This window comes from Chryseobacterium sp. ISL-6, assembly GCF_018613715.1.
In the GTDB taxonomy this organism is placed as follows: Bacteria; Bacteroidota; Bacteroidia; order Flavobacteriales; family Weeksellaceae; genus Chryseobacterium; species Chryseobacterium paludis.
The window spans coordinates 83,451-96,253 of sequence record NZ_JAGGPT010000013.1 but is presented as its reverse complement, the minus strand read 5'-3'; the positions used below and the strand labels follow the sequence as shown (position 1 = coordinate 96,253).

Below are 12,803 nucleotides of genomic sequence, written 5' to 3'. Positions count from 1 at the left end.
TTTTTGGTAGGATAATTATTTTGTTTGATATTTGCAAGACGCCAAATGAACAGACTATGATTCCAAAAAATGATGCAGATGCATTAAAAAAGCTTTCAGGAGAGGATAGTATAAAGATTGTCTCTAAATTGCCATATAGATTTATCTTTTCAGAATCCATGGACGGAAATTGGAACCTTATAAAATTAATGATTGTATAAGATGGTAATTTCAAGAAAAGTCCAGGTAAGGCTGAATGTGCTGCTGATTACTATTGCAGTATTGTTTATTGTAATTTTCTCAATGTATAATTTAGGATATCTAGACGAACTCCTGAATATCTTAGCCAAAGACAATTATATTTTTTACTGGATGCTTTTAGTAGGTGTTTTTGCAGAAATTGTAGCTGGATCTATGGGAATGGGTTATGGCGTAATATGTACAACAACACTGCTATTTCTGAATATTCCGCCCCATATTGTAAGTGCAAGTATTCATTCTGCGGAAAGCTTTACGACGGCTGCAGGAAGTATAAGTCATATCAAACTGAAAAATGTAAGTAAAAGTTTAGTTAAGAAATTAGCCATTCCTGCGGTAATAGGAGCGGTTATCGGTGCTTTGTCTCTGACTTATCTGGGCGAGTATTATTCTAAGATTACCAAAACCATCATTGCTTTTTATACTTTGTATCTTGGTATTCAAATTCTTTCCAATGCTTTTAAGCCCAAACAGAATAGAGCTTTAAAAAGGAAAACAAATCTTACGAGATTAGGCCTGATCGGAGGTTTTATTGATTCTTTTGCTGGTGGAGGATGGGGACCGCTAGTAACGGGGACTCTAATTAAAAATGCTTTTACACCAAGGTTTGCAGTAGGAAGTTCAACGGTTGCCAAATTCATTTTAACTATTACCGCAGCAGTTACCTTCTTTTTTACACTGGGAATTCAACACTGGAATATTATTCTGGGACTTTTAATGGGTGGGATTGTAACGGCTCCTTTTTCAGCGATGCTTACAGCGAAGCTGCCTGTAAAAAAGATGTTTTTGTTTATCGGAAGTTTAGTCATTGTGATGAGTTTAATTACTATTTATAAATCCATTTTCAAATAAACATCTGATTGTTGTGGAAAAATAAAGGCCTTAAAAATACATTCGGTTTTGAAAATATTTTACTTTTACACGATAATAAATAGAGTATGAATTTACATATCGTTGCGCTTTTTAAGTTTCATGAAAACTACTTAATGGAAGCGGTGGAATTATTTCAGAATTTAGTAAGGGAAACAAGAAAAGAAGAGGGCTGCCTGCAGTATGATCTTATTGAAGATAAGGATAATAAAGGAACCTTTTTTATGATTGAATTATGGGAAACGGTAGAACACCATAATAATCATGTAGGTCAGGATCACCTTCTAAATTTTCGTACCGATACTTCCAGGATGATGGAAAGTTCAACTGAGGTATATAAAGGATTTAAGATCTACTAAGAAACTTAATTTTAAAAGGCTGCTTACAGTGGTAGGCAGCCTTTTATTAGAAAAAATAGAAAGTATTAGAATTTAAAAGTTTTATTTTACAATTAACTTTTTGGTTTCGGTGTTTCCACCATAAGTTATTTTTACCAGATAAGTTCCGGAAGTAAGTGTTGATAAATTCAGGTCTTGCTTATAGAAACCGGTTTGATTGGTTAATTCAGCTTTGTAAACTTGCTTCCCTGAAAGATCATATACTTCAACATTTCCTTTGTTGTTTGCTTTTTCTTTTACATCAAACAAAATTGTTACTTTTTTATCAGATGCTGTAGGATTCGGATAAATTCCAAAAGAAGCTTTTGTGCCTACTTCTTTAATTCCTAAAGTAGAGGTAATGTTTTTGTATTTGAAGTACATATTACCTGAAGTGGCACCACCATTAGATGTAAAGTACATTCTGTAATAATCAGCCCCTTGTTTTACATAGTAGACAACATCATTATAAATTCCTGAGGTAGGTTTCCATGAATGACCAATTGCAGTAATATTACTGGAAAAAGCATTGGATGCAGGAATAGTAGATGTGGCAGTTGCCTGTGTTTCTGGTTTTACCTTTGCTACGGAAATTGTTGGACTTTGAATAGCTCCTGACATTCTGTACTTCATTGTTTGTGGGTTTCCCTGTGGGTCAACATAAGGATAATCAGTCCAATATCTTGTAAACATCAGATCCCAATTAGCCTTTGATGGTTCAAGGTTGGCTACTTTATCTCCTGTAGCGAAAGAAAAGTAATTAAAATAAGCATCATCCGTTCCATTGGCTATAGTTTTTGTTTGGGTAGCATCCCAAGATGTTCCATTCCATTTTGAATATTTAAAAGTATATCCACCAAAATAATCAGTAATCATGAATTTCACATACGTATTTGTGGTCACATATTTTAAAACGAAAACCACTTTTCCATCAATATGATGTGTTCCGCCATTATAATCACCCCATCCATACATTGCAGTTCCCTGTTCAAATGCCCCTTCCTGAAGAGAAGTAGTTTGGTCAGGATTATACAAAGGAGCCCCCCAGGAAGCAATATTGATAATATTGATATTATCCCAATCTGCAGGTACGGCAGAAGCCTGATATACTTCTACGTTTTGAGCATCATTGATTCTGGTTCCAAAACTCATGCTTGAATTTCTGAAAAAAGCAACATCCCAGGTGTCTGCTGGTTGTGATACAATATTATTGGCACTAAAATCAAAAAACACACGATTTTGGTAATTTGCTCCTGTTGTTAAATTAACCGTAGTATATCCATTTGCATCTGTTTGTGCCAATACTGTCTGTTGAACACCGAATGCAAACATTGAAGCCAAAAGTAGTTTTGTTCTCATCTCCTTAATTATTATTTAGAATTATTCTACAAAAGTATGCTTTTATTTTTAATGAGTCTAAATAAAAACATGATTTTTTTCTTGTTTGACCAATTAATCACACAATTTTATCTGTGTTGATCGATATTTAGAGATGCTTTTAAATGAAAAAAGGGCGGCTTTATAAAAGCCGCCCTTAATAAAAACGTAAGGTAATATCTAATAAATCTTACTTTTTAATAAATTTTGATTTCGTTACTGAACCTTCAGCGGTTTCAATAGCGATATAGTAAATACCAGTTTGAAGTTTACTGATATCAAATCTTTGGTTATTTAGTTTTCCTTCAGCTAATTTTTGTCCAGTCGCAGAATAAATCTGAATATTCTTCGGATCTTTTTTAGATACAAATTGTAAAGCGGTGTTTTCTGAGTTTACAGCAAACTTGATAGTGTTTGTTGATTTTACATTATTAGAAGTGCCAAGTGATCCTGCAGCAGTTAATACAACATTATCTAAACGTAATGCCTGGTGTACCATACTTGCAGAAAATTTAAATGCTATATACTGATAAGTTGAAGTAGGAACATTTACAGTTGTAGTTGTTGCTGTAGAGCTGCTTAATGCTATGGCATTTCCAATAGGAGTAAATGTTGACATATCTGTTGGACTTGCCACTAATCCAATTTGAAGAGTTCCAGTTCCTCCTGGTACACCTCCAATTCTTAACGTACTTACTGATAAAGTCTGACCAACGGTTGGTGCTACAATTTGTGGTGAAATTAAGTAAAACGGTACGTTTGGAGAAAATAGTGAATATGCCTGAATATATTTATCAGCTGTCCCTTCAACAGTTAAAATAGGGTCTGAAGCAGGATCCACAACATTAATTTTTGTAGTCCAGTTGTTTTGTGGTAATGACCCTGTACCTACAGTAGCAAACGAATCAAAGTTTTCATTGATAGATGCTAATTGAGCATTAGCTGTAATAGCGGAAAACATAAAAGCTCCAAAAAGTAGTTTTAGTTTCATAACATTATTTTTATTTAGAATTATTCGACAAAAGTAATAAATTATTTTTAACTGTTCTAAATAAAGCATTATATTTGTCGAAAATTTTGCGTCTATGAAGAAGAAGGTGCTTTCTATACTCTCATTATCCACTGTCTTGTGGATGAATGCACAGGAAAAAGATTCTCTAAATCAAAAACAGATAGAAGAAGTTGTCGTTACGGGACAATATAGACAACAATCAATTAATAAATCCATTTATAAAGTTGAAGTGATCAATGAACAACAGATTAAAAATATGGCGGCTACCAATGTTGCCGATGTTTTAAATCAAAGTTTGAACGTTCTGATTGTTTCTGATCGTAATTCAGGAAACTCAACAGCGAGTCTTATGGGACTTGGCGGAGAATATACTAAAGTTCTTATAGATAATATTCCTGTTGTGGGAGATATTGGTCTTGGGAATAATATAGATCTTACGAAATTGAACATTAATAATGTTGAACGTATTGAGATTGTAAGAGGATCAATGGGCGTAGACTATGGAAGTAATGCTGTTGCAGGCGTAATTAATATTATTACCAAGAAGAACAGTCAGAAAAAGTTGACTTTAAATGCTTCGGTACAGGAAGAAACTGTTGGTAAAGAGTATGACTGGTATAAAAAAGGAGAAGGAAGACATATCCAAACTTTAAATGTAGGATATAATATTGATGAGCATTGGTATGTTGGCGCTAATATAAATCGTAATGATTTTCAGGGATTCAAAGGGAGTCAGGAGGGGTATAAATACTTTGAACAAGATAAAAAAAGAGGCTATTTGTGGCAGCCAAAAGATGTTTTAAATGTTGATGGAATATTGAGATATAGTAAAAATAAGACTTCAATTTTCTACAAATTTGGTTTTTTAAATGAAAAATTAAATTACTATAATCCTACTGTTCAGGAATATTTTTATGATGTAGAAAATATGACATATGCCGGAGTAGATAGAGACTATAAAACGACACGATATCTAAATCAGCTTAATGTACAGACTAAATTGGGAAGCATAAATTATACAGGTGATTTCTCTTATCAAACACAGGATAGAAAATACAGAGATTACACTTATGATATTCCTAACAGAAAGCTGGCTAAAAGTAAAGACGAGTATCAATCTTATAATAAGTCAGATGTTTTTTATTCCAGAGGTGTATTTAGTAATTTTTTAGATAGTAAAAAAATTGATTTCCAATTAGGATATGAATTAGATCATACCTCAGGTTATGCTGGTAATATCGCAGGAGATTTTGGTGGTACGGATAACATCAAAAGAAAAATATTTAATTATGCTAATTTCATGTCTGTTGAATGGAATGCAACAGATTGGTTATCACTTCGTCCGGGCTATCGTTTAGCCTTAAGTGATAAGTTTAATACTTTACATAATTACTCTTTAACTGCAAGAGCAAAAATCACTGAAAATGACAATATTAGATTGGTGGTTGGTAGTGCAAACAGATTTCCAAATTTTGATGAACTATATACTTTTAGAGTAGATAGTAATCATGATATTCGTGGAAATGAAGATCTAATTCCGGAAGAAGGTATAACGGCCTCTTTAAATGCAGGAAAAAGAATAAAAACATCTTCTGGTTGGGATCTTAACTTGGGAGCAAGTGCAACTTATATGAAAGTAAAAGACAGAATAGAACTTGCTTTAATCAATCCACAACCACTAAAATATAAATACATCAATATAAACAATTTCCGTTCTTATATTTTTGAAGCTAATTTCCGGGCTCAAAAAGGACCGTTCTCGTTTGCTGCAAATGGAACTTATTATGGAATTTCAAAAGAATTAAGTGAAGGTGGTGTTACCTCACCAGATGATTTTTTTGGAACTTTTGAAGCTAATGTAGCTGCAAACTATACTGTACCAAAGTTTAATACGACTTTGTCCTTATTCTATAAATATACTGGAAAATCACAAATGTTTGTTTTAGTATCTCCAGATCTAAAAACATCTCATTACGAAATTGGAGAACGTGGAGATTTCAACATGATGAACTTTATTGTTACCCAACCTTTCTTTAAAAATCATTTTGAAGTGAGCTTAGGGGTTAAAAATATTTTTGATGTATCCTCTGTAAGAGATACCACTATACCTGGAAATGCTCATGAGTCAGCAGACCCAAATTCGAATCTTTTTTATGGCAGAAGTTACTTTGCAAGAGTAGGCTATAATTTTTAAAATTAAAAAAATGAAAAAATTACTATTGTATCTTTTAATAGGTGGATCGTTTATTTCACAATCTTGTATTAATGACAATGAAGATCCGGTACCATATACTGCTTCGCAAGGAGTAACCGTTGATGCACGTGTTGGTGGCCCAACGGAACCCAATCAAGTGTGGATCGATTTAAGTAATGTAGATCTTCAGGGCCAACCCAGCCAAGTACTTACGACCAGAACCGACTGGGATCTTGCATTTTATTCTGGATCTGAATTTAAAGTTGTATTAAATTCTTCAATTATTATGGCTGCTTCAAAAATTCCTAATGCCACAGATATTAATGCTGTTAATTCATTAAGTGTAGCGTCATTACAAGGCCTAGTACAAGTTGCAAATTTCAAACCGGAGAATACGATATATATTGATGATGTAAAAGGAGATTTTCCAAATGGTTATACTGCAATTGGAGAAGTAAAAGCAACTGAATCTGAAAACGGAATTTACCTTATTAATATGGGTAAAGAGGTTTATCAAGGAAGTGTTGCCGTAGGATCAGTAGCGAATGGTGGAGATGATAGAGGCTGGATGAAGTTCCAAGTGATAAGAGAAGGTGCTGCTTATAGAATAAAATATGGTGATCTAAATGCAACAGGTTCTCAGATTAAAACGGCAATAATCAATAAGAACGCTGCTTACAATTATAATTTTTTCAGTTTAAAGAATAATCAGGAAGTTTCAATTCAACCTGAGAAAAATAAATGGGATCTTTGTTTTACTGTATTTACGAATATAATTGAAGGAGCTGGAAGTTATGTATATGCAGATTTTGTAACAACAAATAATATGGGGAATGTTGGAGCTTATGAAGTGCATGTCTCTTCAGGATCTACAATTGAAGCATTTAATAACTTTGATATTTCAAAAGTGGATAATACAAAATTTGTTCATAATGATCAACGGGTAATCGGGTCAAATTGGAGAGAAGTAGGACCTTCAGGATATCAGGTAAAGGGTGATGTATTCTATGTAATTAAGGATGCCGCCGGAACTTATTATAAGTTAAGATTTACTAGACTTACGAGTGCAGAAGGTGTACGAGGAAATCCTAAATTCCAATACAAAGTTTTATAATAAATCAAATAATAGTATATCATGAAAAAAATAATTTTAGTGGCATCCGTACTTTTAGCGGTGTACTCTTGTAAAAAAGAAGGGGCTAAACAAGAAAACGGAACAGAAACGGTTTCATCCGAAACACCAAAAAGTAATAATAAAATTGTAACCTTAAACGGTGGAATTACAGAAATTGTAAGTGCTTTAGGGCATGAAAAAGAAATCGTAGGAACTGACGTTACAAGTACTTATCCGGAAACTTTGAAAGCGACAGCTAAAGATCTGGGACACGTAAGATCAATGACTATTGAGCCTATTATGGCTGTAAACCCGACATTGATATTAGCTTCTGATAAAGATATTAACCCTGAATTACTGGGGAAAATCAAATCTTCAGGAATAAAAGCTGAGGTTTTCAAACAGGAATATTCAGTTGAAGGAACTAAAAAATTAATCGAACAGGTTGCAAAAGCAATTGGAAATACAGATTATCAGAAATTAAATGATAAAATAGATGCTGATCTGAAGCAGGTACAGCCGATTGCTAAAAAACCTAAAGTATTGTTCATCTATGCGAGAGGAAATATGTTGATGGTTTCAGGTACAAAAACGCCAATGGATGCGTTGATCAATCTTGCTGGCGGACAAAATGCAGTAAGTGAATTTGAAGATTTCAAACCATTGACTCCGGAAGCAGTTGTAAAGGCTAACCCGGATGTACTGTTCTTCTTCTCATCAGGCTTACAAGGAGCAGGAGGAAATGAAGGTGCTCTTAAAATGCCGGGTGTTTCTCAGACGAATGCGGGTAAAAATAAGAAGATCATCGCTATGGATGGAGGCTTGGTATCAGGTTTCGGACCAAGATTAGGAGAGGCTGCAGTTGGATTAAACAAACTATTAATTGAAAGCACAAAGTAAATTATACTTTTATTTAACTTTAAGTACCATACTGCTTGTTATTATAGCAGTATGGTCACTTAATACTGGGGTTTATGATTTTAGCGGGGCTTCTCCGTATAAAATTTTATGGCAGGTAATAAAAGGAGATGAGGGTTTATCATTAAGTGATAAATATGTAGTATGGGATGTTCGTGCTGCAAGAATTATTATGGCCATTTTAATTGGCAGTATGCTGGCTGTTTCAGGAACGGGATTGCAGGGACTTTTTAAAAATCCATTGGCAACAGGGGATTTAATTGGATTGACTTCAGGGGCAACACTACTTGCTGCAATTGCTATTGTTTTAGGTGGATATTTCAAACAGTATCTTCCTGAAGTTGTACAATTTTCCTTAGTAGGTATTTCTGCTTTTATAGGAGCTTTTCTATCTATGATGTTGGTATACAGGATTTCTTCAAGCGGTGGAAAAACGAATGTGGTCATGATGCTGCTTACAGGGGTTGCTATCACTGCGATTGGTTTTTCAATCACTGGTTTTTTGATCTATATTTCAAAAGATGAACAGTTGAGAGATTTAACGTTCTGGAATTTAGGGAGTTTAGCTGCAGCAACCTGGACGAAAAATATTGTTTTAGTGACTGTTTTGATTATTTCTTATGTCATTTTGATACCGAAAGGAAAAGCGCTAAATGCGATGATGTTAGGTGAGAAAGATGCTCAGCATTTAGGAATTAATGTTGAAAAATTAAAAAAGCAGATCATTATCATTGTAGCATTGATGGTTGGAACCTCAGTGGCATTTTCAGGAACGATAGGTTTTGTGGGTCTTATTGTACCTTACATTTTAAGGCTTTTATTCAAATCGAATTACGCTTTTATCCTTCCTTTGTCTGCAGTTTGTGGAAGTATTCTGCTATTAACGGCTGATACTTTCAGCAGAAGCATTGTGCAGCCTTCAGAATTACCGATTGGTATTCTCACGGCACTAATGGGCGGACCTATTTTTATAGCTATTTTAATTAAATTTAAAAAATCACTGTAATGATAAAAGCACATCAAATCAGCTATAAACATAAAGAATTTCATATTCTGGATGGAGTAGATGTATCATTGGGATATGGTGAGTTTTTAGCTATTGTAGGACCAAATGGAGCTGGGAAATCAAGTTTACTTAGTGTTCTTGCAAATGAAGTAAAGTCTGGAAAACAAAAGGTTTTATTTAAAGATAAATCGATCAGTGAATGGAATGTAGGAGAATTATCCAAACATAAGGCTAAATTTTCTCAACATAACAGCAATGATATTCCTTTGGATGTAAAAGATGTTGTCATGATGGGAAGGTATCCTTATTTTGATGCACAGCCGAGAAAAGAAGATCTTGAAGCGATGAATAATATGATGTATGAAACGGATGTATATCATTTAAAAGACAGAGAATATAATACACTATCGGGAGGAGAAAAACAACGGGTACATCTTTCACGGGTATTGGCACAATTACAAAATGAGATCGCTCATAAATTACTGTTTTTGGATGAACCTCTGAATAACCTCGATGTTAAACATCAATATAAAGCGTTAGAAATTATAAAGAAATTCACTACAAAAGCAAACAGTGCCATCGTAGTTTTACATGATTTGAACTTAGCGGCTCAATATGCCGATAAAATATTATTAATGAAATCAGGACGTGTTTCAGCTTATGGGACGCCGGAAGAAGTTTTTACTGCTGAGAATATCAGCAATGCATATAACTTCCCATGTACCATTTGTGATCACCCCTTAACGAATAACCCAATGATCATTTTTGGATAACCATGGAAAAAGATGAACTAAAAATCCTCGCTCAAAATCTTGCCAACCCACAGGGAGAAAAAGGGATCGAGATTGGTGAAATGATGAATGCTACGAACATTAGCATGACTTCGGAAAGCATCAGAACATTACTGATAGAAGATGACGAATGCATTCTGGAAATTGGACACGGGAATGCGGGACACCTGAAAACTATATTGGATAAAGCAAAAAATATCCGCTATACAGGGATCGATATTTCTGAAACAATGCATAATGAAGCCAAAAAAATAAATAAGGAATTTGAAATACAGGCTGATTTTGTATTATATGAAGGAAAGAAACTTCCCTTTCAAGATAAAACATTTGACAAGATATTTACAGTCAATACCGTTTATTTTTGGGAAGAGCCTGTTGCATTTTTAAATGAAATTTACAGAGTCTTGAAAAGTAACGGAACATTTGTACTGACTTTTGGACAACGTGATTTCATGGAAAAGTTACCATTTACACAGTACAATTTTAACCTGTACAGTAACGAAGAAATGGAAGAGGTGGTTTCTAAAAGTCATTTTAAGAGAATGAAGATTTCGGAAAAAGAGGAAGAGATAGCAAGTAAAACAGGAAACGAAAAAATAACAAGAATTTATACAGTTTTAACCATAAAAAAATAAAATAAATAAAAATGAGCACATTAGTTAACGAACTGAAAGAAAAGTGGGACGCTCTAAAAGCAGAAAATCCACATTTAAGAATAAGAAATGCTGCTTTACAATTAGGTGTAAGCGAAGCTGATTTATTAGTAACTAATATCGGTGATGGGGTAACCATTCTAAAACCAGAATTTCAAAATATTTTAACTGAGGTTGAACAATTAGGTAAGGTAATGGCTCTTACCCGTAATGACGAGTGTGTTCATGAGAGAAAAGGGATTTACCTTAATGGAGACTTCAGCAGCCCTCATGCACAGCTTTTTGTAGGTGAAGATATCGATCTTAGAATCTTCCTTAACTCTTGGAAATTTGCTTTTGCAGTAGTAGAAGGAGATAAAAAAAGTCTTCAGTTCTTCGGAAAAGACGGATTGGCTCTTCATAAGATCTACCTTACAAAAGACAGTAATGCAGAAGCATTCGATACCATTGTTGAAAAGAATAAAGCTGAAGATCAGAATGAAGTTTTCACTTTCGAAGCAATTGCACCAAAACCAGCTGAAAAACCTGATTCTGAAATTGATGCTGAAGGTTTCAAAAAAGCATGGACTGAGCTAAAAGATACCCATGAGTTCTTCATGATGACAAGAAAATTTGGTGTTAGCAGAACGCAGGCTCTAAGATTAGCTCCCGAAGGATTTGCTAAAAAAATCGATAATGCTAAAGTAGTCAACATTCTTGAAGATGCTTCTGAAAAGAATGTTCCAATCATGGTTTTTGTAGGAAATAGAGGTATTATCCAAATCCATACTGGAAACATTAAAAAAACACTTTGGCACCAACAATGGTTCAATGTAATGGATCCTGATTTCAATTTACATTTGGACGTAACTAAAATTGATGAAGCATGGATCGTTAAAAAACCAACCGAAGACGGAGAAGTAACAGCTATTGAAGTTTTCAATAAAGAAGGAGACTTCATCGTTCAGTTCTTTGGAAAAAGAAAACCTGGAATTCCTGAACTACAAGAGTGGAAAGACCTTGTAGCAGAATTGGAAAAATAATAGTTAGATGATTTGATTTAGACCGTTTTGTTTTTTGTAATTCAAAGCGGTCTTTTTATTTTTACATGATAATAGGATAAATGCAAATTAGCCATTCACTGTTTCACAGTTTTACAAAAAACGGGAGCAATGGTGAAAATTAATCAGTGTTTAAAAATTTAAAAGAATAACAATGAAGAATATATTCATCGCAATATTAATGATGGGTTTTGGTTTTACAAATGCCCAAAATTTTAAAGCTTATCAATTTTATGATCAAAAAGGAAAGGAAATAGACACAGATAAATTAGTAAAAGAATTGGCTAATTACGATGTTATTTTCTTTGGTGAAAATCATAATAGCTCTATCAACCATTGGCTTCAATTGAAATTGACAGAAGCTTTGTATGAAAAGAAAAACGGAAAGATTACTTTAGGAGCTGAAATGTTTGAAAGAGATAATCAAGAGCAGTTGAATAATTATTTAAGCGGAAAATTCGATACCAAAACATTGAAGGATTCTGCCCGTTTATGGAATAATTATGCAACGGACTATAAACCGTTAGTTGATTTTGCAAAAGATAAAAAACTGAATTTCATTGGTACAAATATTCCTCGAAGATATGCTTCTCAAACTGCAAAAGAGGGGTTGGAGTCTTTAAATAAGCTTACGGCAAAAGAGAAAACTTATATTGCTCAATTGCCCATTAAAGTAACCCTGGATACACCTGGATATCCTGAAATGAAAAAAATGATGGGTGATCATGCGGAAGGAACAAAAGTAATGAACTTTATTTCAGCCCAGGCAACCAAGGATGCGACAATGGCGGAATCTATCCTGAAAAATATTCAGTCGGGAAAGACTTTTATTCATTACAACGGAAATTATCACAGTAAAGAATTTGGTGGAACGTATTGGTATATCAAACAAAAGAATCCCAATCTTAAAATGGCAGTGATCTCTGTTTTTGAATCTGAGAACCCAGAATTGAAAGTTCCGGAAAAAGAATATATCCCAACAGACTTTAATCTGATCATCCCAGCTGATATGACAAAGACTTTTTAATTCAATATCTGAGATATCTTGGTTATAATACAAGTATTTGACTATTTTAGGGAATCTGTAAAATGTAAAAAGTATTCATGTAAAATGATGTTGAAAGTCAACGTAGAAATTGTATACTTTTTGATAAAAAATAATATATTAGGATAATCTTGAATACATTTTACGTTAATACATCAATACAATTAAA

General features: G+C 33.7%; 13 protein-coding genes. 11 read left to right on the top strand and 2 right to left on the bottom strand.

All coding sequences use genetic code 11. The annotated features are described in order from the left end of the window. The first annotated feature begins 56 nt into the window (after positions 1 to 56). From J7E44_RS22045 to J7E44_RS22035, 3 genes are all read left to right on the top strand, one after another. Positions 57 to 200, top strand: a complete 144-nt coding sequence (locus tag J7E44_RS22045; RefSeq protein ID WP_214833837.1) for a hypothetical protein — start codon at positions 57 to 59, stop codon at positions 198 to 200. A 1-nt stretch (position 201) separates the two neighbouring features. Beyond that, positions 202 to 1,089, top strand: a complete 888-nt coding sequence (locus J7E44_RS22040) for a sulfite exporter TauE/SafE family protein (protein WP_214833834.1) — start codon at positions 202 to 204, stop codon at positions 1,087 to 1,089. A gap of 86 nt (positions 1,090 to 1,175) precedes the next feature. Beyond that, positions 1,176 to 1,466, top strand: a complete 291-nt coding sequence (locus tag J7E44_RS22035; protein ID WP_214833831.1) for a putative quinol monooxygenase — start codon at positions 1,176 to 1,178, stop codon at positions 1,464 to 1,466. Positions 1,467 to 1,547: 81 nt separating this feature from the next. On the opposite strand, the gene J7E44_RS22030 is transcribed toward J7E44_RS22035, so the two are convergent. After that, positions 1,548 to 2,843 carry a T9SS type A sorting domain-containing protein gene (locus J7E44_RS22030; RefSeq protein WP_214833828.1) on the bottom strand — a complete coding sequence of 432 codons (1,296 nt, stop codon included), beginning with the start codon at positions 2,841 to 2,843 and terminating at the stop codon, positions 1,548 to 1,550. Positions 2,844 to 3,051: 208 nt separating this feature from the next. Next, positions 3,052 to 3,852 (bottom strand): T9SS type A sorting domain-containing protein, encoded by an 801-nt coding sequence (locus tag J7E44_RS22025; protein ID WP_214833825.1) that lies wholly within the window; start codon positions 3,850 to 3,852, stop codon positions 3,052 to 3,054. Positions 3,853 to 3,946: 94 nt separating this feature from the next. Between J7E44_RS22025 and J7E44_RS22020 the strand changes: the two genes are divergently transcribed. The 8 genes from J7E44_RS22020 (at position 3,947) to J7E44_RS21985 (ending at position 12,616) form a co-directional block, all read left to right on the top strand. Further along, positions 3,947 to 6,067 (top strand): TonB-dependent receptor plug domain-containing protein, encoded by a 2,121-nt coding sequence (locus tag J7E44_RS22020; protein ID WP_214833822.1) that lies wholly within the window; start codon positions 3,947 to 3,949, stop codon positions 6,065 to 6,067. Positions 6,068 to 6,077: 10 nt separating this feature from the next. Beyond that, positions 6,078 to 7,181 carry an HmuY family protein gene (locus J7E44_RS22015; RefSeq protein ID WP_214833820.1) on the top strand — a complete coding sequence of 368 codons (1,104 nt, stop codon included), beginning with the start codon at positions 6,078 to 6,080 and terminating at the stop codon, positions 7,179 to 7,181. A gap of 21 nt (positions 7,182 to 7,202) precedes the next feature. Continuing rightward, positions 7,203 to 8,081, top strand: a complete 879-nt coding sequence (locus tag J7E44_RS22010) for a heme/hemin ABC transporter substrate-binding protein (RefSeq protein WP_214833817.1) — start codon at positions 7,203 to 7,205, stop codon at positions 8,079 to 8,081. Then, positions 8,065 to 9,105 (top strand): FecCD family ABC transporter permease, encoded by a 1,041-nt coding sequence (locus J7E44_RS22005; RefSeq protein WP_214833814.1) that lies wholly within the window; start codon positions 8,065 to 8,067, stop codon positions 9,103 to 9,105. The genes J7E44_RS22010 and J7E44_RS22005 overlap by 17 nt, the downstream gene beginning before the upstream one ends. After that, positions 9,105 to 9,878 carry a heme ABC transporter ATP-binding protein gene (locus tag J7E44_RS22000; protein WP_214833811.1) on the top strand — a complete coding sequence of 258 codons (774 nt, stop codon included), beginning with the start codon at positions 9,105 to 9,107 and terminating at the stop codon, positions 9,876 to 9,878. Before J7E44_RS22005 ends, J7E44_RS22000 begins: the two co-directional genes overlap by 1 nt. 2 nt (positions 9,879 to 9,880) lie before the next feature. Continuing rightward, positions 9,881 to 10,531 carry a class I SAM-dependent methyltransferase gene (locus J7E44_RS21995; RefSeq protein ID WP_214833808.1) on the top strand — a complete coding sequence of 217 codons (651 nt, stop codon included), beginning with the start codon at positions 9,881 to 9,883 and terminating at the stop codon, positions 10,529 to 10,531. Positions 10,532 to 10,542: 11 nt separating this feature from the next. Further along, positions 10,543 to 11,571 (top strand): hemin-degrading factor, encoded by a 1,029-nt coding sequence (locus J7E44_RS21990; protein ID WP_214833805.1) that lies wholly within the window; start codon positions 10,543 to 10,545, stop codon positions 11,569 to 11,571. Positions 11,572 to 11,743: 172 nt separating this feature from the next. Continuing rightward, a complete protein-coding gene (locus J7E44_RS21985; protein WP_214833802.1) occupies positions 11,744 to 12,616 on the top strand; it encodes a ChaN family lipoprotein in 873 nt (290 codons plus the stop codon). The last annotated feature ends 187 nt before the right edge of the window (positions 12,617 to 12,803 follow it).

Bases quoted from the DNA above. Each gene is read 5' to 3' on its own strand.
- J7E44_RS21990 (WP_214833805.1), top strand. From the start codon at position 10,543: ATGAGCACATTAGTTAACGAACTGAAAGAAAAGTGGGACGCTCTAAAA.
- J7E44_RS22025 (WP_214833825.1), bottom strand. From the start codon at position 3,852: ATGAAACTAAAACTACTTTTTGGAGCTTTTATGTTTTCCGCTATTACA.
- J7E44_RS22000 (WP_214833811.1), top strand. From the start codon at position 9,105: ATGATAAAAGCACATCAAATCAGCTATAAACATAAAGAATTTCATATT.
- J7E44_RS22010 (WP_214833817.1), top strand. From the start codon at position 7,203: ATGAAAAAAATAATTTTAGTGGCATCCGTACTTTTAGCGGTGTACTCT.
- J7E44_RS21995 (WP_214833808.1), top strand. From the start codon at position 9,881: ATGGAAAAAGATGAACTAAAAATCCTCGCTCAAAATCTTGCCAACCCA.
- J7E44_RS22035 (WP_214833831.1), top strand. From the start codon at position 1,176: ATGAATTTACATATCGTTGCGCTTTTTAAGTTTCATGAAAACTACTTA.
- J7E44_RS22030 (WP_214833828.1), bottom strand. From the start codon at position 2,843: ATGAGAACAAAACTACTTTTGGCTTCAATGTTTGCATTCGGTGTTCAA.
- J7E44_RS22020 (WP_214833822.1), top strand. From the start codon at position 3,947: ATGAAGAAGAAGGTGCTTTCTATACTCTCATTATCCACTGTCTTGTGG.
- J7E44_RS22015 (WP_214833820.1), top strand. From the start codon at position 6,078: ATGAAAAAATTACTATTGTATCTTTTAATAGGTGGATCGTTTATTTCA.
- J7E44_RS21985 (WP_214833802.1), top strand. From the start codon at position 11,744: ATGAAGAATATATTCATCGCAATATTAATGATGGGTTTTGGTTTTACA.
- J7E44_RS22040 (WP_214833834.1), top strand. From the start codon at position 202: ATGGTAATTTCAAGAAAAGTCCAGGTAAGGCTGAATGTGCTGCTGATT.
- J7E44_RS22045 (WP_214833837.1), top strand. From the start codon at position 57: ATGATTCCAAAAAATGATGCAGATGCATTAAAAAAGCTTTCAGGAGAG.